The sequence below is a fragment of the Jejudonia soesokkakensis genome (genome assembly GCF_042664795.1).
Taxonomy (GTDB): domain Bacteria; phylum Bacteroidota; class Bacteroidia; order Flavobacteriales; family Flavobacteriaceae; genus Jejudonia; species Jejudonia soesokkakensis.
Genome location: NZ_JBHTBN010000002.1, coordinates 17,305 through 38,754 on the forward strand (window position 1 = coordinate 17,305; position 21,450 = coordinate 38,754).

Sequence of the window (21,450 nt, forward strand, 5' to 3'; positions counted from 1 at the left end):
ATGTATAAATTTTTTTACATACTGTTGCTTATAGTACTCTTTACGTCTTGCGATTATTTCAAAACCAATTCGTCTCAGGTTCCAGTAGCTCGTGTCAATAAAAGTTATTTATATCAAGAAGATATAAAAGCACTCATTTCTGAGAATACTTCAAAAGAGGATAGCGCCCTTATCGTAAACAGTTATATAAATCGATGGGCGACTCAACAATTGTTATTAGATCAAGCTAAAATTAATCTTTCTGAAGAACAACAAAGAACATACGAACGATTAATTCAAGAATATAAAAACGGGCTGTATACAGAAGCTTATAAAAATAAAATCGTATCTCGCCAACTAGATACAACTGTTTCACAAATTGAACTTGAAAGCTATTATGAATTAAATAAGGAGAACTTTAAATTGAACGATGAATTGCTTAAGATTCGTTATATTCATATGCCAACAGATTATAATGAAGTAGCTGTAACAAAGCAAAAATTTAATCGTTTTAATGAAGAGGATCAAAAAGACTTAGAGGCACAAACCTTTAAATTCACATCATATAATTTTAATGATTCGATCTGGGTCAAGAAAGAAAACCTTTTGAAGGTCATGCCTGTTTTAAGTACTAAAAAAGAGGTCTTATTAAATAAATCAAATAATTTGCAATTACAGGATTCCTTAGGACTATATTTGCTCGCTGTTGAGGACGTATTGAAAACTAATGACATTGCACCGCTTCCATTTGTGAAGCCTACGGTGCAACAAATTATTTTAAATAAACGTAAACTAGAGTTGGTTAAGAAACTCGAAAAAGATATTACTAAAGATGCTATTAAAAATAACACATTTGAAATCTATTAAATTTACTGTGATACTCATTTTTATGATGAGTCTCACTACATTCCACGCACAAGAAGTAGTTGTTGTAGACAGTACAGGTGTCGCCCAAGAAAATAATGAGGTGCTTACGACCTCAATAGTCAAAGATACAATTAAAGTTCCTTTTAAAAGATTTAAAGCCGAAGGCGTGACTGCTGTAGTAGGGGATTATGTAGTGCTTGATAGCGATATTGATAAAAGCTATCTTGAATTACAACAACAAGGTATAGGTGTTGAAGATATTACTAGATGTCAGTTATTAGGAAAACTTCTTGAAGACAAATTATATGCGCATCACGCAAAACAGGACAGTATAGTTGTTTCTGAAGCAGAAATTACAAGCCAGGTAGATCAACAAATACAATATATGGTAAGTGAACTTGGTTCTGAAGATAAGGTTGCAAAATACTATCGTAAAGATAATATAGCAGAATTAAAAACTGAACTATATACCGTAAACCGTACGCTAAAACTTGCCAGCGAAATGCAGCGAGCTGTAATTGAAAAAGTTGAGGTTACTCCCGAAGAAACCAGTCAGTTCTTTTACTCTATTCCTGAAGAGGATAGGCCTGTATTTAGTGCAGAGGTTGAAGTTGCGCAAATTGTCATTGAACCTGAAGTAAATGAAGAAGCACGCCAAGGTGTTATTGAGAGACTAAATAGTATTCGTGAAGATATTGTTGACAATGGTTCCAGTTTTGCTACCAAAGCAGTATTGTACTCTAAAGATGGTACAGCGCAAAAAGGGGGATTGATTGAAGGTATCCAACGAAATTCACCGCTTGCTAAAGAATTTAAAGACCAAGCATTTTCTCTACTAGAGGGTGAAGTTAGTGAACCTTTTGAAACAGAATTTGGATTCCATATTTTAACGGTTGATAAGATTAGAGGACAAGAAGTGGATGTTCGACATATTATTCTTTTTCCTGAATTATCTCAGGATGTTATCGATGCTGCCAGAGCAGAAATTGACGATTTGCGTGAAAAAATTGTAAATGGCGAAATTACCTTTGAAGAAGCTGCTAAAAAATATTCAGACGAAACAGAAACTAAAAATAATGGCGGACAATTAGTAAATCCAGTTACTGGTGATACTCGATTTGACCTTACAAAAATGGATCCTACATTAAGCGCACAAGTTTACAATCTCGAAAACGGAGAGGTTTCTAAAGTATATAATGATCGTGATTATACTGGAAAAAGTAAATTTAAAATACTTACCGTAACAAATAAATACGATGAGCACAAAGCGGATTATGCAAAAGATTATGAAAAAATTAAGGCGTTGGCCTTAAAAGAGAAACAGATACGAGAAATTGAAATATGGCAGGATAAAAAAATTAAGGAAACTTATGTAAATGTCAATGAAGATTATTTAGATTGCGATTTCTCTAGTAACTGGATCAAAAAATAAGAGTATATGTCCGACGTAGCAGCAGTAGAACAATTAGTAAAAAAGTACGCAGCCTTAAAACAGGAAATTAAAAAGATCATTGTAGGACAAGATGCTGTTGTAGAAGAGGTCTTATTATCTATTTTTTCTGGAGGTCATGCATTGTTAATTGGAGTTCCTGGATTGGCTAAGACATTACTTGTTAATACTATTGCTCAAACCCTCGGACTTCAGTTTAAGCGTATTCAATTTACGCCAGACTTAATGCCTAGCGATATATTGGGATCAGAGATACTGGATGAAAACAGAACGTTTAAATTTATAAAAGGACCTATTTTTGCCAATATAATTCTTGCAGATGAAATTAACCGTACGCCTCCAAAAACGCAGGCTGCGCTTCTGGAAGCAATGCAAGAGCGTGCAGTAACGGTAGCTGGACATCACTATAAGTTAGAGTTGCCCTATTTTGTGTTGGCGACGCAAAACCCAATTGAGCAGGAGGGAACTTATCCTTTACCTGAAGCACAGCTAGATCGTTTTATGTTTGCGGTAAACCTAGATTATCCTTCCTTTGCTGAAGAGGTTGATATTGTAAAAGCTACAACTACTGGCGAGTCGACACAAGTTAATGCATTATTTTCAGCACAAGAAATCATTGATTTTCAGCAATTAATCCGTAGAATCCCTGTAGCAGATAATGTGGTAGAATATGCGGTTACTTTGGTCGGAAAGACCCGTCCAAAAAGTCAGGCTGCTCCAGAGATTGTAAAAAATTATATCGATTGGGGTGCTGGTCCTCGTGCCTCCCAAAATCTTATTCTAGGTGCAAAAGCAAATGCGGCGCTCCACGGAAAGTTTTCTCCAGACATAGAAGATGTCCAAAAAGTTGCCACTGGAATCCTTCGCCACAGAATGATTAAAAATTATAAAGCAGAAGCTGAAGGCTTATCGATTGAAGAAATAATTAGAAGTCTGTTTTAGACTTTTTGTACGATCTGGCTCCAATTTTCTACAGAATAATGCGACACTCTATTTTTGATTCAGTTTGAAATTCTCAAATTTCATTATCAAAAATTACGAATACTTAATTTTATTTGCTCAAAAACAATAAATTATTGAATTATACTCAGTAAAATTCGTTTTTGATTGTAAATTTTTAAAATATTTCTATTTTTTGTAAATTTGCAATAATTAGAAAAGAAGCTACTATTGCTTCAGAAGAACTTCAGTAACACTAAAAAACACACCAATTATGGCTTTCGATATTGATATGATTAAAGAGGTTTATGCTCGTATGGCAGAACGCGTAGATAAAGCGCGTGAAGTTGTAGGTAAGCCTTTAACTCTTTCAGAAAAAATACTTTACAATCATCTATGGGACGGAATGCCTACCAAAGCGTTCCGAAGAGGAAAAGATTATGTTGATTTTGCACCAGATCGTATCGCTTGTCAAGATGCTACGGCTCAAATGGCATTGCTTCAATTTATGCAAGCTGGTAAGAAAAAAGTTGCGGTGCCAACTACTGTGCACTGTGATCACTTAATACAGGCAAAACAGGGAGCTGCGAAAGATCTTCAAAGAGCCAATGAAACAAGTAACGAAGTATTCGACTTCTTAGGTTCTGTGTCAAATAAATACGGAATTGGTTTCTGGAAGCCTGGAGCAGGAATCATTCATCAAGTGGTTTTAGAAAATTATGCTTTCCCTGGCGGAATGATGATAGGAACCGATTCACACACGGTAAATGCTGGCGGATTAGGAATGGTAGCTATAGGAGTAGGAGGAGCAGATGCGGTTGATGTAATGGCCGGAATGGCATGGGAGCTTAAATTTCCAAAACTTATTGGAGTTAAATTAACCGGAGAATTGAGTGGCTGGACCGCTTCTAAAGATGTGATCTTAAAAGTGGCTGGAATCCTTACTGTAAAAGGAGGAACAGGAGCTATTGTAGAATATTTTGGACCTGGTGCTAAAAATTTATCATGTACTGGAAAAGGAACTATCTGTAATATGGGGGCTGAAATTGGAGCTACTACATCAACATTTGGTTATGACGATTCTATGGAACGCTTCCTAAGAGCGACAGACCGTTCAGATATTGCAGATGAAGCAAATAAAGTGCGAGAACACTTAACAGGAGATGCAGAGGTCTACGAAAATCCAGAGCAGTACTTTGATCAAGTCATTGAAATCAACCTTTCAGAATTAAGACCACATTTAAATGGTCCTTTTACACCAGATCTGGCAACACCTGTAGGACAACTAGGAGAAAAAGCCAAGAAAAATGATTGGCCAATTAAAGTTGATTGGGGATTAATAGGGTCATGTACGAATTCTTCTTACGAGGATTTGACAAGAGCTGCTTCGATCGCGCAACAAGCAATTGATAAAAAATTAAAGCCTAAGAGTGATTTCGGTATAAATCCGGGTAGTGAACAAATTCGATTTACAGCAGAGCGTGACGGACTGTTACAAGTTTTTGAAAATCTAGGGGCAACCATCTTTACAAATGCCTGCGGACCCTGTATTGGTCAGTGGGATCGAAGTGATGCACAAGGTGACCGAAAAAACACCATCGTACATTCTTTTAACCGAAACTTCTCAAAACGCGCCGATGGAAACCCAAATACGCATGCCTTTGTAGGATCACCAGAAATGGTAGCAGCAATTGCAATTTCTGGTAGATTGGATTTCGATCCTATGAACGATACGCTGCTAAATGAAGAGGGTGAGCAGGTCAAATTAGATATGCCTAAAGGAATCGAACTACCACCTAAAGGTTTCGATGTGGAAGACAATGGCTATGTCGCACCGCCAGAAGACGGTAGCAATGTAGAAGTTAAAGTAGCTGAGGATAGTGAGCGTTTAGAATTATTAACTCCGTTTGAACCGATCAAGGACAGCGAAATGCAAGGCATGAAGTTGTTGATTAAAGCATTTGGGAAATGTACAACAGATCATATTTCAATGGCAGGACCCTGGTTGCGTTTTAGAGGACACCTAGATAATATCTCTAACAACTGTTTAATTGGCGCTGTAAATGCTTATAACAAGAAGACAAACTTTGTTAAAAATCAGTTAGATGGTGAATATGGAGGTGTGCCAGATACTCAACGTGAATATAAAAAGGCAGGTATTAAGACAATTGTCGTTGGAGATCATAATTACGGAGAAGGTTCTTCGCGGGAACATGCTGCCATGGAACCACGTCATTTGGGGGTTGCCGCAGTATTGGTAAAATCTTTTGCACGTATCCATGAAACAAACCTTAAAAAGCAAGGGATGCTAGGATTGACGTTTGCAAATGAAGCAGATTATGATTTAATCCAGGAAGATGATACTTTCAACTTTATTGACATTGCCGATTTTGCTCCTGAAAAACCATTAACAATAGAAATTGTTCATGCAGACGGCAGTAAGGATACTATTAAAGCAAATCATACTTATAACGATGCTCAAATAGCGTGGTATCGTGAAGGATCTGCGCTTAATATGATTAAAAAACAGAATGCATAAATTCTAATTATTTTAAACTAAAAAGACCTTCAATTTTTTGAAGGTCTTTTTTTAATAATACTTTTCTTGATATTGTATTTTGAAGTATGAAAAATTTTTTTCACAAAAATTGGAGCAATATTCTGTTTTTTGGAATCATAGTTTTATTAATTTTTCCGCAAACTAGAGTCCCAATTCAGGTATTTGTGACAAGATTAATTTCTTTTAGTCCTTCGGAAACTGCTCAAGAAGATCAACAGCTAATAAATTCCTTGGATTGGTCGCTTGTCACAATCGAAGGTGAGTCAATTAACCTAGCTTCTTCTGAAGGAAATGTAATCCTTATCAACCTTTGGGCAACCTGGTGTCCTCCCTGTATTGCAGAGATGCCTTCTTTACAGAACTTATATAATGATTATAAATATTCGGTTGATTTTTATTTTCCTTCTTCCGAAGAAAAAGAAATTCTGCAAATGTTTCTTCAGAAAAAAGGGTACACCTTTCCTGTGTATCGATTTAATGAACAGCCTCCATTGCAGTTACAAAGTCAGAGCATTCCTGCGACCTTTGTCATTTCAAAAAAAGGAGAAATCGTCATTAAAAAAATAGGACCCGCTGACTGGGATTCAGAAAAAGTAAGAGGAATTCTAGACCGCTTAGTTGCAGAGTAACTACGAAATATAATTCCAGATATTTTTATATTTCATTAGTTGTGAAAGCGCGACCTTAATAGGTTTGTTTTCTTCGGCATGAAGATTTGGATCATTTTTCAAAGTTTGCATTGCATAACTTCGGGCTATTTTTAGGATTTCTGTATCTTTTATCATATCTGCAATTCGTAAATTAAGAACGCCACTTTGTTGTGTTCCCATGAGATCTCCAGGACCCCGTAACTTAAGATCCACCTCTGCAATTTCAAATCCGTCACTAGTCTTCGTCATCGTCTGTAGCCGTGTTTTAGCGTCTTCAGAGAGTTTATGACTCGACATTAATATACAAAAACTTTGATCTGCACCACGGCCAACACGCCCTCTCAATTGATGCAGTTGTGATAATCCAAAACGTTCGGCACTTTCTATGACCATAACCGAGGCATTAGGAACATTTACACCAACCTCAATTACGGTCGTTGCAACCATAATCTGTGTTTCTCCATTGATAAACCGATTCATTTCATATTCTTTATCGGCTGGCTTCATTTGTCCGTGCACAATTGAAATCTGATAGTTGGGTAATGGAAATTCCCTTACGATGCTTTCATAGCCATCCATCAAATCTTTGTAATCTAATGCCTCGCTTTCTTGTATTAATGGGTACACAATATAGACTTGTCTACCCTTAGCAATTTCATCCTTTAAAAACCGAAAAACCTTCAGCCGATTCGCATCAAATCTATGGACTGTTTTAATCTCTTTTCTGCCGGGTGGAAGTTCGTCAATTACACTAATGTCCAGGTCACCATAAACACTCATAGCAAGGGTTCGTGGAATGGGTGTTGCAGTCATAACAAGTACATGTGGAGGGTAGTTGTTTTTATGCCATAATTTGCTTCGTTGTGCAACTCCAAAACGATGTTGCTCATCGATAATAGCGAGCCCTAAATTTTTAAATTTAACCTTATCTTCAAGGAGTGCATGTGTGCCAATTAAGAGATCTAATTCCCCATTTTCAAGCTTTTTATGTATTTCTTTTCTTTTTGAAGCTTTGGTTGAACCTGTAAGTAATTCTATACTGGTATTGAGTGGCTTACATAATTCTAATAATCCATTATAATGTTGGACTGACAAAATTTCAGTAGGCGCCATTAGACAGCCTTGAAAACCATTGTCAAGTGCTATTAACAGTGACATGAGTGCTACTATGGTCTTCCCAGAACCAACATCTCCTTGCAACAATCGATTCATCTGCGCATTACTCCCTAAATCATGTCTAATTTCTTTGATTACACGTTTCTGAGCATCAGTTAATTTGAAGGGTAAATGATCGTTATAAAAAGTGGTAAAATGCTCCCCTACTTTTGAAAAATGATATCCTTTTATTTTGGATTTATGGAGTAAATTTTTACGAATTAATTGCAACTGAATGTAAAATAATTCTTCAAATTTTAACCGATATTGAGCACGTGCTAAATGCTCTTGACTTTGTGGAAAATGAATATTAAAAAGTGCTTCATTTTTTGGCATTAATTTCAGGTTTTTCAGAAGCGGTTTTGAGAGACTTTCAGTAAAGCTATTTTTAGCTTCAGAAAACAACTGTTGCATCAGTCCATGGAGCACACGATTCGTGATATTGCTATTAGACAATTTTTCGGTAGACGGATACACAGGTTGCATCACTGCACGAATGCTTTTTTCATGATCTGCCAATAATTCCATCTCAGGATGAGGCATCGAAAAATGTCCATTAAAGTAGTTCGTCTTTCCGAAGACCACATAAGGAACATTGATCTTTAAATTATCACGAATCCATTTATGACCCCGAAACCATATAAGGTCCATTTTGCCAGTATCATCTATAAAAGTGGCGACCAATCGTTTGCCACGCTTTTCACCCATCATTTTAATATGCGTTATTTTACCAATAATTTGTACTTCGGCGTTTGTTTGCTGAAGTTGCCCAATCTTATAGTATTGAGTGCGATCCAAGTATCTGTTTGGAAACAGGTGAATAAGATCCTGAAACGTATGAATTCCCAACTCTTTCCGAAGCAAATCTGCGCGATTTGGTCCAACTCCTTTGAGATAATCGATAGGTGTTTGTAATAAATTGGCATTCATACAACGAATTTAGGTATTTTGGCAAAACTATTGTAACATTGAAATATGCGCTATCTACTTTTTATTCTAATTCCTATTGCAAGCTTTGGTCAACAGACTGATGTTGTTGATTATTTACGTATTAAAGCAGACATTCAACCAAATCCGTTCACAAAAGAAGTGACGGGTAGTATCGAAGTTACTTTTAGAATGAAAAATAATGCAACTCAAGTATATTTGGATGCGGTCAACATGGACATACGAACTCGCCAGTTAGAAAAAATTATTGCTACGTACAGTGATAACAAAGTACTATTAAAAGCAAATTTTAGGAGAGATAGCACTTATACTGCAAAATTCTCCTACACAGCAGCGCCTAAACAAGCACTTTACTTTACGGGAGATCAGATCTGGACACAGGGACAGGGAAAATACACATCTCATTGGTTGCCGAGTTTGGATGATATGAATGACAAGATTGAATTTGATATAACATATCGCATTAGGCACATTCCGGCCCTTGTTGCAAATGGTAAATTAGAGTCTTTTTCTGAAGATCCTTTTGGAACCAAAACTTATGAATACGATATGAATCATCCCATGGCGAGCTATCTGGTTGCTTTTGCCACGGGAGATTTTCATGTAAAACAACTAAAGTCCTCTTCTGGAGTTCCCATCGAGCTTTATTATGAAGTCAAGGACAGCGCAAAGGTAGAAGCGACGTACCGGTATTCTCAAGATATTTTTGATTTTCTAGAAACTGAAATCGGAGTTCCTTATCCGTGGCAAAATTACAAACAAGTTCCCGTTCGGGATTTTCTGTATGCAGGCATGGAAAATACAACTTGTACCATCTTTTCCGAAGCATTTTTAGTTGACAACATTGGCTTTAATGATAAAAACTATGTCAATGTGAATGCACACGAACTGGCGCATCAATGGTTTGGAAATCTAGTTACTGAAACTTCTGGTACCCATCACTGGCTTCAAGAGGGTTTTGCGACTTATTATGCGCTTTTAAGCGAGAAAGAAGTCTTTGGTGAGGATTACTTCTATTGGAAGCTATTCACATCTGCAGAGCAGTTAAAAGCACTAAGTGAAGAGGGTAAAGGAGAGTCGTTGTTGAATCCAAAAGCAAGTTCGCTTACTTTTTATGAAAAAGGGGCGTGGGCGCTTCATATTTTAAGAGAAACCATAGGCGATGCAAATTTTAGAACAGCCATTAGAAATTATTTAACAAAGTATCAATTTAAAAATGTATCTACTGAAAATTTTATAGCCGAAGTCAAAGCAATAACTACTATTGATATTTCCTCATGGCAGAAAAACTGGTTGCAGCAATCTGCGTTTCAATCTGAAGATGCCTATCAATCCTTGATAAAGTCTCCATTTATCAACAAGTATCTTGAGCTTACTTCACTGCGAATGGTACCACTTTCTGAAAAAAAATTGCAATTGATGACTGCACTTACATTTCCAAATGATTATATGGGCCAAGAAGCCATTTACCAAATAGCTGGAGAACCTATTTCTGAAACGCTAGCACTTTATAAAAAAGGATTTGCGAGTGACAATCTGTATGTAAGACAAGCAATTGCACTAGTGTTGGAAACCATCCCAAAAGAGCTTCAGGCCGATTATGAATCGCTTTTAAATGATGATTCGTATGTGACCAGAGAAATTGCATTGCAGCAGCTATTTATTAATTCTCCAGAGAATAGAAAACGCTATTTAGACCTTTCAAAAGAGTGGATTGGCTTTCAGAATAAAAATTTAAGACAGATGTGGTTAGTCTTAGCTTTGGTTGAGCCATCTTATGAGCCTGATAATACTTCAAAGTATATCGAAGAACTTTTAGCCTACAGTAGTGCTGAATTTAGTTTTGAAATACGGGAAATTACCTTACAGTATCTTTATGAGCTATCGCTATGGCAGCCTTCGTCATTAAAAAATGTGTTAAATGCGGCGACACACCACAATTGGCGTTTTAGAACTACTGCCAGAGAAATCCTTTCCGAAGTGCTTAAAAATGAAGATTACAAAGGTTTTTACCGAAATAATTTTGATACCTTTTCTGAAAATGAACAGGAATATTTAAATAAAGTTCTAACACAATGAGAGCATTAGTCATTTCTGGGGGTGGGAGTAAAGGTGCTTTTGGCGGAGGTGTAGCCCAATATCTCATTGAGGATTTAAAATATGAATATGAACTTTTTGTGGGTACTTCTACTGGTAGTTTGTTAATATCACATTTAGCACTTAACAAACTTGAAAAAATTAAAAAAGTCTATACAAGTGTTACTCAGGATAGTATTTTTAGTAATTGTCCATTTGTAATAAAAAAGCAGAAGTATGGTGGGAAAGAAATAGCCATTAATCATTTAAATGTACTTCGAAATTTTATAAAAGGGAAAAAAACTTTTGGAGAAAGTAAAAATCTTCGGAAACTAATAGAAGAAACATTTACTAAAGAGGAATTTAAAGAGCTCAAGGAAAGCATAATAGATGTTGTAGTAACGGTTTCAAACCTATCTTTGAGTCAGGTAGAGTATAAATCTATTAACGATTATGAATATCAGGACTTTCTAGACTGGATTTGGATTTCCTGTAATTACGTACCTTTTATGAGTTTGGTGTATAAAGAGGGCTGTGAGTATGCAGATGGAGGTTTTGGGAGTATGGTACCTATTGAAGAAGCATTAAATAGGGGCGCTACCACAGTTGATGTGATCATTTTAGAAACAGAAGTAACCTATTTTAATAGATTGCCTTCAAAAAATGTCTTCTCATTGCTTACATCTGTCAATGCGTATTTATTAGATCGTGTTGAAAAACAGAATATACGTATAGGAAAGTACGTAGCTTCCAAAAATAATGCAATTATCAATCTTTATTACACACCAACGGTGCTTACTACAAATTCATTAGTGTTTGATAAAGCAATGATGCAGCAGTGGTGGGAAAGTGGTTTGGTCTATGCGAAACAAAAAAATATCGAACTGAATGAAATTAAAGAACAGGATACTTAATACAATTCACTCACTTCCTTTCTAATGTACACCAATGCTTTTTGAGAAGGTGTTAATTGGTCCATAAAGTGATTGAGCACCATCTCTCTAAGCTTGCTTGAGGTTTCGACCTTCTCATTCATAGCAGTTTGCCTAATTAGCTGAATTGTAGCATTTTTTGTGGTTTTTACAACATTCCAAGATTCGGTTGAAAGATAAATTTGCTGTGTAAGATTATGTTCAAATTCTTTTTCAATGCTACCAATCAAGGCATTTTCATAGGTATCAAGGTTACCAGAGGTAGGTTTAATTCGAATCAACAAACTGTTTGGGTCAATTCGTTCTAAAAACAGCGTTACCCTTTCATACGCTTGTAATCGAAGCGGTAGGATTTTACCTTGCGCATCTTTATGAATTAAGAAACGTCTTCTTCCTTCTTCATTGTCGGTATGGGTTTTAAAAAACACATAGGCAATTACACCTACAATGATTGCAGAAAGTAGGGATGCAAAATAGGGGAGTAGTGGTTGGAATTCCATAGATTTTGAAATTTAGGGATTGATTTTGTATCGAATTAATAACGTACCTCTTCGTTCTTAATTGCTTTTTTAACGTCTTTCTTTTCCTTTTTTGGTTCGTAACCCCCACCCAAATGAGGGCAATTCATGATATCTTTGATCCCTGTAAATGGAACAGCTACTTTATGGTAATGGTATACATCTGCAAGTGTATTGATCATATTTTTATCACCTGTAGCCATGTCCACATCATCCATAGTAAATTGAGCAGGATGTTCGTATCCGGCAGCGTGAGTCATTTCTAATAATTCTTTTCTGAAATTTTTAAAATAGAAACTTGTTCGTATAGATTTGTCTTCAATATTGATTCCTCTCTGTTTCCATTTACTCTGTGTTGCCACACCACTTGGACAATGGTTGGTATGACAGATCTGAGCCTGAATACAGCCAATTGATAACATAGCTTCACGAGCCACATTGATGCAATCAACTCCCATAGCAAAAGCCATGACAGCTTTGGCTGGAAATCCTAACTTTCCGCTTCCAACAAAAACAACACGCTCTGTTAAATTATGTTTTTTAAATAGCTGATACACTGCCGAAAATCCGTATATCCAAGGTAATGCAACATGATCTGCAAAGCTTGGAGGGGCTGCTCCAGTACCTCCTTCGCCACCGTCAATACTAATAAAATCTGGCCCTTTTCCGGTTTCAGCCATTATTGTAACGAGTGCTTGCCAATCCTCTAATTTTCCGATAGCTGCTTTGATCCCAACGGGTAAACCTGTAGCCTCGGCAATATTTTCAACAAATTCAACGAGCCCGTCAACACCTTTAAAAGCGCTGTGACTTGGAGGGGAGAGCACATCTTTTCCTATGGGGACATGTCGTATTTCGGCAATTTCAGCAGTAATTTTAGAGCCTGGTAATACTCCTCCTTTTCCAGGTTTGGCTCCTTGAGAAAGTTTAACTTCTATAGCGCGCACCTGCGGGTTTTCAGCAACAAGTTTTTTCATTTTTTCCATGGAAAAATTTCCATCATCATCTCGAACGCCAAAATATCCCGTTCCGAAGTGAAAAACAACATCGCCTCCTTTTTTGTGATAGGGTGAAAGTCCGCCCTCACCTGTATTATGATACGCATGAGAAAGTTGACAGCCTTTGTTTAAAGATTCTACTGCACGTGCCGATAGGGAACCAAAACTCATAGCAGACACATTTATGACAGAGGCAGGTCTGTACGGTCTTCTTCTGCGACCTTCTCCCATGATTTTTGCACAAGCTAGAAAATACGGATCCTTCTGGTTTGGGTGTTTGTTCTCAACCTTAAAAGGCATCATTGCATTTTTTACAAAAATATAATTGGGTTCGTAAATATCACGGTCGGTTCCAAAGCCTTCGTAATTGTTTTCATTTTTTGCTGAAGCATAGATCCAGCTACGCTCAATTCGATTAAAAGGAAGCTCTTCACGATTGTTGGCTACAATATATTGGCGCAATTCGGGACCAATACTCTCTAATAGATACCTAAAATGACCTACAACCGGAAAGTTATGTAGGATAGTGTGTTTTTTCTGAAGGATATCGTATAAAAATACAAGGACAATGACTGCTAATATCCACCCCCACCATGGAATGTTGCCTAAAAATTCTAAAACCATCTCCATTTATTTGGCGTTGAGGTAATCAAGTGAAAGCTGTGCCATTGTTTTTACTCCCAGTAGTAATCCGCTGTCATCAATCTGAAAGTCAGGCGTATGATGTGGATACGGTGTTTTATTACCAGGGGTCATTCCACCTAAAAAGAAATAAAAGCCCGGCACTACTTCCTGAAAGTACGAAAAGTCCTCTCCACCAGTTGAAGCTTTCATTAAGTTTACATTTTCAGTTCCTGCAATCTTTTGAAGCGTAGGTAGCATCTGAGCCGTTAACGCAGGATCGTTATAGGTGACCACCGTATTATTCTGCCATTCGATCGTTGCTTTTCCGCCATGTGCTTCCGCAATTCCTGAAGCCATTTCGGTCATACGTCTAATAATATGTTCTCTCATGTCTGGATTTAATGTTCGTACCGTTCCAATCATTTCGGCACTTTCAGGAATGATATTAAACCGAACACCACTGGTGATTTTACCAACGGTAATAACAGCCGGAGCTTCAACCAAATTTGACTCTCGACTGATAATACTTTGAAATCCGTCAATAATCTTAGCCGAAATATAAATAGGATCCACACCTGCCCATGGAGCAGAACCATGCGTTTGTTTTCCTTCCACATTCACCACAAAACGTTCAACCGCAGCCATCGTGCCTTCGGGTTTATATCGAATGGTTCCCACAGGAGTACCAGAATTAATATGCAATCCAAAAATTGCATCTACGTCTGGGTTTTTAAGAACCCCTTCTTTGATCATTAATTTAGCACCTCCTTCTTCACCGGGTGGTGGACCTTCCTCGGCAGGTTGAAAAATGAATTTTACAGTCCCTTTGATAAGGTTTTTATTAGCGGCTAAGACTTCTGCTACGCCCATTAAAATTGCAATGTGAGTATCGTGCCCACAGGCGTGCATGACGCCCGTTTCTTTGTCTAGAAAAGTCGTAGTTACTTCACTTTTATAGGGAAGATTGTTTCTCTCGGTTACAGGTAACGCATCAATGTCGGCTCGTAATGCCACTACTTTACCTGGTTTATTTCCTTTTAAAATTCCTACGACACCTGTTTTTGCCACACCTGTTTGCACTTCCATTCCTAAGGATTTCAAGTGTGCAGCTATCTTTTTGGCTGTTTTAAATTCTCTGTTCGAAAGCTCTGGATTTTCATGAAAATAACGACGCCAGTCGATCACCTTTTCTTCTACATTCGTGATATCTTTCAAGAGTTTAGAATCCATTTGAGCCGTTAAAGAAGTAGTAGTACCTAGTAACAGTAAGCAGTAAATTATATATTTCATCTTCAATTTTTTTACTGGCAACTGCAATTAGCAACCGCCGACTATAAGATGGCTAAAGATATTCAAATTTCAGTAGAACGGAAATGAAAATATATTTTACGAACTTTTCGGGTTTTTACAACATATGAACTGTTATATATAAATAGTACAAATGCCCTATTTCAAATTTTTAGAATATATTCATTATTTGTAATTACAAATCATATCTTATGAGAGTAGTACTTTTTCTATTTTTTGGAATTTTTTATACTTTTTGTAATAGTGCTGCACAAGAAAAACAATTAGTGCCGATTGATTATAATGTAGTTACAAATATTCCTAAGGATGATTTAATAAATGCTGTTTCCTCGGTGCTATATAATTTGCGTGGTATTGAAAATAAGACTTGGTGTGATGGTGAAAAATGCAAAGTGAATAAAATCTACAATAAAATTTCAATTCTTAATAATAAATCTGAACCGATACTGTATGCAAAAGGATCCTTACGTGTCGCATCAGGAGAGATAGCTTATACCTTTGATGGAAATACCGCGATATATTATAAAGATACTAATCAACTGTTTGGTAATGTAACCTATACTGATAAAGGCTTTATAAATTTTAAAGACCATGCCGTTACCTTGTTTCATAAAAATGGAAATATATTATTAGAAACTATTCCAGAAGGAACTAATCAGGCATATGAAAGAGGATATGATGAAGATGGACAATTAATTTATAGCATTCTTAGAGATTATTCTGAAAACGAGCTTGAATATAAGCCGGCTTATTATGATGTTGTAAATCACGGTACGATTCTTTTTAAAGAGAGGCGACCAAAAATTCTTGCATCTTCAAAAAAGCTTCATTTTATTAATCATAAAGAAAATGGTGTGTATATGGGCAATAGGTATTTTGGAACCTATACAACGGCATCTGCAATTGATATTACAGGATTTTTGCTTACTACTATCGAAAGCTTAGGCAATGGTAGTGTTGTATTTGTAAGCAATAATGAAGAGAATGGTAGTGGTTACTTTACAATATATTTTAATGGCCAATTAGACGAACGTTACAAAACACTAGAAACATCTTTAGATATTACAACTTTTGTTGAGAATCTTATTGAGACCACAGCTGTAACAGACACTTATAAGGACTGGAGAGGTTATACTTATAGCATGCCCGTTTATAAAATTAAAACTAATAATCTTGAAGCACACGTAGGGTATGGGATAGATTATTTCACAAAACAAATTCAAAAAAATATTAATGAATATCAACTTAAAATTGGTTTCTATAAAAACGGAAAACTAAATGGATTAGGGTATAAGGTAAAGCTTACACAAGCGGTAGATGGAATTTGGTCGTATCAAGATGTAGCTTATGAATACGGTTTTTTTGAAGAGGATGTTCTCATTCAAGGTGAAACATACAAGAAAGAAGGCAAAATGAACGAGAAGAACTGGACAGCAAGAGACAGTCGATTTAAGTATACATCCAGAGATTCAATAAAGGGAACCTATAGCAAAAAAGGGATTGCACTCTCAGAATTAAATTTAAAGAAGGATACTCTTGTTTATATGCCGTCTGTAAATGGAATTTTAAAATTGGACTCTATCGATATTACAAACAAAAAACTTTTCGTTAGAGAATTCTATAATAGAAATACGTTAGACAAGACTGCCTTAGGTTTAGTTGAATTATCGTTAAATGAACAACTTTTCCTAATGGAAACTGAAGATTCTGGAGTAATTGTCGGATTCTGCTATGCTTGTAATGGGGCAGGCACTCTTAAAAACGAGTTTGTAAAAACCTTTGCAAAGCCTGGGTTAAGAGGTAATGTTAGAAATGGCTTGGTTGGGTATTTTGATCCAAGTACGAACTCATACTATTACCTAGAAAAGAAAAAAGTTATAGAATATATTGAGTGTAAGGTCTGTAAAGGAGAAAGAATTTCAAAAGCAACTGTAGCAAAACACTACATGCTATATCCTATAGTGAATTAATATAAGGTGACCTTTTTTCTATATAAAGTTGCGATAAATTACAAAGACTTTTTTACTAATACTCATAAGCTAATGTAACCTCATTTTGTTTATAATTTCTGAAAATTTCAAGGGTTTTTGTATCTGAATTTCTGTATTTTTCGATTTCAGAAATTTCCTCAGAAATAAAAATCTTGCAGAACTATTTAGAACAATTAAACGACGCCCAAAGAGCGCCAGTCTTACAAAAAGACGGAGCAATGATTGTCATTGCTGGTGCAGGATCTGGAAAGACCAGAGTACTTACCTATCGTATTGCTTACTTGATGGAGCAAGGAGTCGACCCCTTTAATATTTTAGCATTGACCTTTACCAATAAAGCGGCTCGTGAGATGAAAAAACGGATCTCACAGATTGTGGGTGCGAGTGAAGGGAAAAATCTATGGATGGGTACCTTTCATAGTATTTTCGCGAAGATCCTTCGATTTGAAGCTGATAAGCTAGGGTATCCCAATAACTTTACCATTTACGACACCCAAGATTCACAAAGTGTCATTCGTGCTGTGATTAAAGAAATGATGCTCGACAAGGATGTGTATAAATACAAACAGGTATATTCACGAATTTCTTCGTACAAAAACAGCCTGATTACGGTGAAAGCGTATTTTTCTAATCCGGAACTAATGGAGGCCGATGCGATGGCCAAAATGCCACGTTTGGGAGATATTTATAAGTCTTATGTCGATAAATGCTTTAAGGCAGGCGCCATGGATTTTGATGATCTTTTGTTAAAGACAAACGAACTCCTTACCCGTTTTCCTGAAGTGCTGGCAAAGTATCAAAATCGCTTTAGGTATATTCTAGTGGACGAGTATCAGGATACAAATCACAGTCAGTACCTTATTGTTCGGGCGCTTTCAGACAGGTTTCAAAACATTTGTGTGGTAGGGGATGATGCCCAGAGTATTTATGCTTTCCGTGGAGCGAATATTAATAATATTCTCAACTTTCAGAAAGACTATGACGATGTCAATGTATATCGTTTGGAACAGAATTACCGTTCCTCAAAGAATATTGTAAATGCTGCTAATAGCATCATCGAAAAAAACAAAACACGTCTGGACAAAGTAGTCTGGACCGCAAATGAGGAAGGAACCAAGATCAAAGTAAATCGTACGATGACCGATGGTGACGAAGGTCGTTTTGTGGCGAGTAGTATTTTTGAAACTGCCATGAACAATCAGGTGGGGTATGGAGATTTTGCTATTCTTTACAGGACCAACGCACAATCCCGTGCGATGGAGGATGCATTGCGAAAACGTGACATTCCGTATCGAATTTATGGCGGACTAAGTTTTTACCAGCGTAAAGAGATCAAAGATGTGATTGCATATTTACGTCTTATTTTAAATCCAAAAGATGAAGAAGCACTTAAGCGTGTAATTAATTATCCTGCCCGTGGCATTGGACAAACCACAATGGAGCGTTTAACAGTCGCTGCCAATCATTATAACCGCTCTATTTTTGAAGTGATTAATGCCCTCGGAAAGATCGATCTTAAAATCAACGCTGGAACAGCAACGAAGCTTCAGAACTTTACCTTGATGATCGAAAGTTTTCAAGTGCTCAATCAGACCTATAATGCGTTTGAAATTGCAGAGCATGTGACTAAGAAAACTGGTTTGGTTCAGGAATTAAAAAAAGACGGAACTCCAGAAGGGATCGCGCGTATTGAAAATATTGAAGAGTTGTTAAACGGAATGCGCGATTTTGTAGAAGAGCAGAAGGAAATGGCAGATGCTACGGGTTCTCTGGCCGAATTTCTGGAAGATGTAGCATTGGCAACCGATATGGACAATGATAAAGGAGATGAGGATCGTGTTGCTTTAATGACTGTGCATTTAGCGAAAGGACTAGAGTTTCCCTATGTCTATATTGTAGGAATGGAAGAAGAATTATTCCCTAGTGGAATGAGTATGAACACGCGTAGCGAACTGGAAGAAGAACGTAGATTATTTTATGTAGCGTTGACAAGGGCCGAAAAGCAAGCGTATCTCACGTATACGCAGTCTAGATATCGGTGGGGAAAACTAATAGACGCTGAGCCTAGTCGATTTATTGAAGAAATTGATTCTGAATACCTAGAATACTTGACGCCTATTACCGAACACCGGTTTAAGCCTTTATTGGACGCCGATATCTTTGATGATATTGATAAAAGTAAGCTACGTTTACGTAAGCCAAGTGCTGGAAATCCACCTAAGGGACCTACCGAAGAACAACTTCGGAAACTTCGCAGATTAAAACCTGTGACGAGTGATACCAGCAAAAATGTTGATCTATCTAGTACCAATTTAAACGTAGGAAGTAAAGTTGCACATGTACGCTTTGGTAAAGGTACCATTACCAAAATAGAAGGTGTAGGAGCAGATACGAAAGCTGAGATCAATTTTGAAAACGGTGGTCTTAAAAAGCTATTGTTACGATTCGCAAAGCTCGAGGTGCTAAACTAAAGAGATCATCTGTCTTTCGACTTCCACAACTCTATTCAATTTCTAAATACGTATTAATAAAAACACTTGTTTTTTGCTGAAGATCCAATGCATCTGTAGGAGAAAAATCTCCATGACCTGCATTATAAACGGTGTATGAATGTGTCACATCATTATTGGTAAGTGCCGTATCTAAACGGTCGCCATTAGTTAAAGGAACTAATTCATCTTGATTGCCATAAAACATTAAGGTTGGACTACTAGTTGCCGAAACTTGCTGCGCAGGACTTGTCGCTACAGCATAATTGGTGCCTGTTGGATAGGCACTTTCATCTACTAATAGATCCTGTAATACTTGAAATTGCGAATTGTTAGCAAAAAACGGATCAGTAAAGTCGGTAGGACCTACGATATCGACTACCATTTTTACTTGGTCATCTGTGTCATAAACATAATCATATTGAAGTGACAAATGTGCGCCTGCACTTACTCCAATTAATCCAAATTCTCCTTTCACTGCATACTCATTGCTATTGGATGTGACATGATTGATGACGCGATCTATATCAAGAAACTGATTGGGAAAGGCTGGAATTTGAAAAGTAGCTAAGACATAATTCATATTTATAATAGCATGATTTGGGTGATTTGTTTGTACCAATTCAATAAAGCTATTCATATCTGCTTTATCGCCTTCAATCCATCCGCCACCATGAACGAGTACAATCACTTTCGTTTTAGCTGAAGACCGATTGGCAGGCAAATACAGGTCATAAACTTGTTGCGGATCACTACCGTAAGAAACATTCATTCTGGTTTCTGCTTCTAGTGCAACCGCCTCATCATCTGTGGACGCGTTATTTTCCGAAGAACAAGAAGAAAACAACAATAAGGTAATAAATGATAGTAAGGGTAACATCATCAAGTTTTTCATAGCAAAGTCAGGTTTCAGTAATTTGTTATGATCTCAAAACGTGCGAAAGAGGGTTTTATGATGCTTGCTTAAAATTATTTGTTAGTATGTCGTTAAATTGCTTTTATAGTTTCTGAAGTTTACTAACTTTAAGAAAAAAAATAGTATGATCAAAAAAGGAACGAAAGTTAGTTGGAAATGGGGTAATGGAACAGCCCAAGGCAAAGTAGAAGAAACCTATACGAAAGAGGTGACAAAAACCATCGATGGAAATGAAGTAACTCGAAAAGGAGAAGAAGGGAACAAGGCACTATTCATTAAGCAAGATGATGGTGACAAAGTTTTAAAGTTGGAGAGTGAGGTAAAACGTGTTGACTAAAAAAAATAAAGTAATTTAAAGATAGTAAGATATGGCTGTATTGATAAAATTATATGAAGAGAACCCTAATCCGAAAGACGTTCAAATGGCAGTAAAAATTATACGCAATGGCGGATTAGTTATATATCCAAGTGATACGGTCTATGCGCTAGGTTGTGATATCACTAACACCAAGGCGTTAGAGCGTGTAGCTCAAATAAAAGGTGTTAAGTTAGAGAAAGCCAATTTTAGTTTTGTTTGTGAAGACTTGAGTAATCTTTCAGATTATGTTAAGCAAATTGACTCTGCTACTTTTAAATTATTGAAACGAAACCTTCCAGGTCCTTATACATTTATATTGCCGGGTAATAACAACCTTCCTACTGTTTTTAAAAAGAAAAAAGAAGTTGGAATACGTGTGCCAGATAATGCAATTGCTCAGGCATTAGTACGAGAACTTGGAAATCCTATAGTTTCTACTTCAATCAAAGATGAGGATGAGGTTATCGAGTATACTACAGATCCAGAACTTATTTATGAAAAATGGCATAAACTAGTTGATGTAATTATTGATGGTGGATTTGGAGATAATGTTGCTTCTACTGTAATAGATCTAACCGGTAATGAGCCTGTATTAATACGAGAAGGAAAGGGAAGTATAGAGATTTAAAAAAGCCTTAACACACTGCGTTAAAATATGATTAAACCGTACCACTATCTTTTGAAGCCTTTCT

Annotated in this window: 16 protein-coding genes; 11 read left to right on the plus strand and 5 right to left on the minus strand. The window is 36.7% G+C overall.

Going from position 1 to position 21,450, the window contains the following annotated elements; all coding sequences use genetic code 11:
- The 5 genes from ACFQO1_RS04710 (at window position 1) to ACFQO1_RS04730 (ending at window position 6,424) form a co-directional block, all read left to right on the plus strand.
- Window positions 1–846, plus strand: coding sequence for a peptidyl-prolyl cis-trans isomerase (locus ACFQO1_RS04710; protein ID WP_380216826.1), 846 nt, complete (start codon window positions 1–3; stop codon window positions 844–846).
- Entirely contained in the window at window positions 833–2,278 is a 1,446-nt protein-coding gene (locus ACFQO1_RS04715) for a peptidylprolyl isomerase (RefSeq protein WP_380216827.1), read from the plus strand. The genes ACFQO1_RS04710 and ACFQO1_RS04715 overlap by 14 nt, the downstream gene beginning before the upstream one ends.
- A 6-nt stretch (window positions 2,279–2,284) precedes the next feature.
- Complete coding sequence (locus ACFQO1_RS04720; RefSeq protein WP_380216828.1) at window positions 2,285–3,238, plus strand: AAA family ATPase; 954 nt, start codon at window positions 2,285–2,287, stop codon at window positions 3,236–3,238.
- A 271-nt stretch (window positions 3,239–3,509) separates the two neighbouring features.
- Window positions 3,510–5,774, plus strand: coding sequence for an aconitate hydratase (locus ACFQO1_RS04725; RefSeq protein WP_380216829.1), 2,265 nt, complete (start codon window positions 3,510–3,512; stop codon window positions 5,772–5,774).
- A gap of 86 nt (window positions 5,775–5,860) precedes the next feature.
- Window positions 5,861–6,424: a TlpA family protein disulfide reductase gene (locus ACFQO1_RS04730; RefSeq protein ID WP_380216830.1), complete on the plus strand. Its 564-nt coding sequence runs from the start codon at window positions 5,861–5,863 to the stop codon at window positions 6,422–6,424.
- On the opposite strand, the gene recG is transcribed toward ACFQO1_RS04730, so the two are convergent.
- A complete protein-coding gene (gene recG / locus ACFQO1_RS04735) occupies window positions 6,425–8,530 on the minus strand; it encodes an ATP-dependent DNA helicase RecG (protein ID WP_380216831.1) in 2,106 nt (701 codons plus the stop codon). It abuts the gene before it with no gap.
- 45 nt (window positions 8,531–8,575) lie between these two features.
- Here recG and ACFQO1_RS04740 point away from each other — a divergent pair, with 45 nt between their 5' ends.
- Together ACFQO1_RS04740 and ACFQO1_RS04745 are read left to right on the plus strand one after the other, a co-directional pair.
- Window positions 8,576–10,627: a M1 family metallopeptidase gene (locus tag ACFQO1_RS04740; protein ID WP_380216832.1), complete on the plus strand. Its 2,052-nt coding sequence runs from the start codon at window positions 8,576–8,578 to the stop codon at window positions 10,625–10,627.
- Window positions 10,624–11,538 (plus strand): patatin-like phospholipase family protein, encoded by a 915-nt coding sequence (locus ACFQO1_RS04745; RefSeq protein ID WP_380216833.1) that lies wholly within the window; start codon window positions 10,624–10,626, stop codon window positions 11,536–11,538. The genes ACFQO1_RS04740 and ACFQO1_RS04745 overlap by 4 nt, the downstream gene beginning before the upstream one ends.
- Here ACFQO1_RS04745 and ACFQO1_RS04750 read toward each other — a convergent pair.
- Genes ACFQO1_RS04750 through ACFQO1_RS04760 form a run of 3 tightly spaced genes read right to left on the minus strand, consistent with a single transcriptional unit; the run spans window position 11,535 to window position 14,986 of the window.
- Window positions 11,535–12,056 (minus strand): DUF7935 family protein, encoded by a 522-nt coding sequence (locus tag ACFQO1_RS04750; RefSeq protein ID WP_380216834.1) that lies wholly within the window; start codon window positions 12,054–12,056, stop codon window positions 11,535–11,537. The genes ACFQO1_RS04745 and ACFQO1_RS04750 overlap by 4 nt on opposite strands.
- Window positions 12,057–12,091: 35 nt before the next feature.
- Window positions 12,092–13,702, minus strand: a complete 1,611-nt coding sequence (locus tag ACFQO1_RS04755; RefSeq protein WP_380216835.1) for an FMN-binding glutamate synthase family protein — start codon at window positions 13,700–13,702, stop codon at window positions 12,092–12,094.
- Window positions 13,703–14,986: an amidohydrolase gene (locus ACFQO1_RS04760; RefSeq protein WP_380216836.1), complete on the minus strand. Its 1,284-nt coding sequence runs from the start codon at window positions 14,984–14,986 to the stop codon at window positions 13,703–13,705.
- A 209-nt stretch (window positions 14,987–15,195) separates the two neighbouring features.
- Between ACFQO1_RS04760 and ACFQO1_RS04765 the strand changes: the two genes are divergently transcribed.
- Together ACFQO1_RS04765 and ACFQO1_RS04770 are read left to right on the plus strand one after the other, a co-directional pair.
- A complete protein-coding gene (locus ACFQO1_RS04765) occupies window positions 15,196–16,974 on the plus strand; it encodes a hypothetical protein (RefSeq protein ID WP_380216837.1) in 1,779 nt (592 codons plus the stop codon).
- Window positions 16,975–17,147: 173 nt separating this feature from the next.
- Window positions 17,148–19,466: an ATP-dependent helicase gene (locus ACFQO1_RS04770; RefSeq protein WP_380216838.1), complete on the plus strand. Its 2,319-nt coding sequence runs from the start codon at window positions 17,148–17,150 to the stop codon at window positions 19,464–19,466.
- A 31-nt stretch (window positions 19,467–19,497) separates the two neighbouring features.
- Here the strand turns inward: ACFQO1_RS04770 and ACFQO1_RS04775 are convergent, their stop codons facing one another.
- Window positions 19,498–20,379 (minus strand): alpha/beta hydrolase fold domain-containing protein, encoded by an 882-nt coding sequence (locus ACFQO1_RS04775; protein ID WP_380216839.1) that lies wholly within the window; start codon window positions 20,377–20,379, stop codon window positions 19,498–19,500.
- Between the two features lie 145 nt (window positions 20,380–20,524).
- Between ACFQO1_RS04775 and ACFQO1_RS04780 the strand changes: the two genes are divergently transcribed.
- Entirely contained in the window at window positions 20,525–20,737 is a 213-nt protein-coding gene (locus ACFQO1_RS04780) for a hypervirulence associated TUDOR domain-containing protein (RefSeq protein ID WP_380216840.1), read from the plus strand.
- A gap of 31 nt (window positions 20,738–20,768) precedes the next feature.
- Window positions 20,769–21,386 carry an L-threonylcarbamoyladenylate synthase gene (locus ACFQO1_RS04785; protein ID WP_380216841.1) on the plus strand — a complete coding sequence of 206 codons (618 nt, stop codon included), beginning with the start codon at window positions 20,769–20,771 and terminating at the stop codon, window positions 21,384–21,386.
- Window positions 21,387–21,450 lie beyond the last annotated feature (64 nt).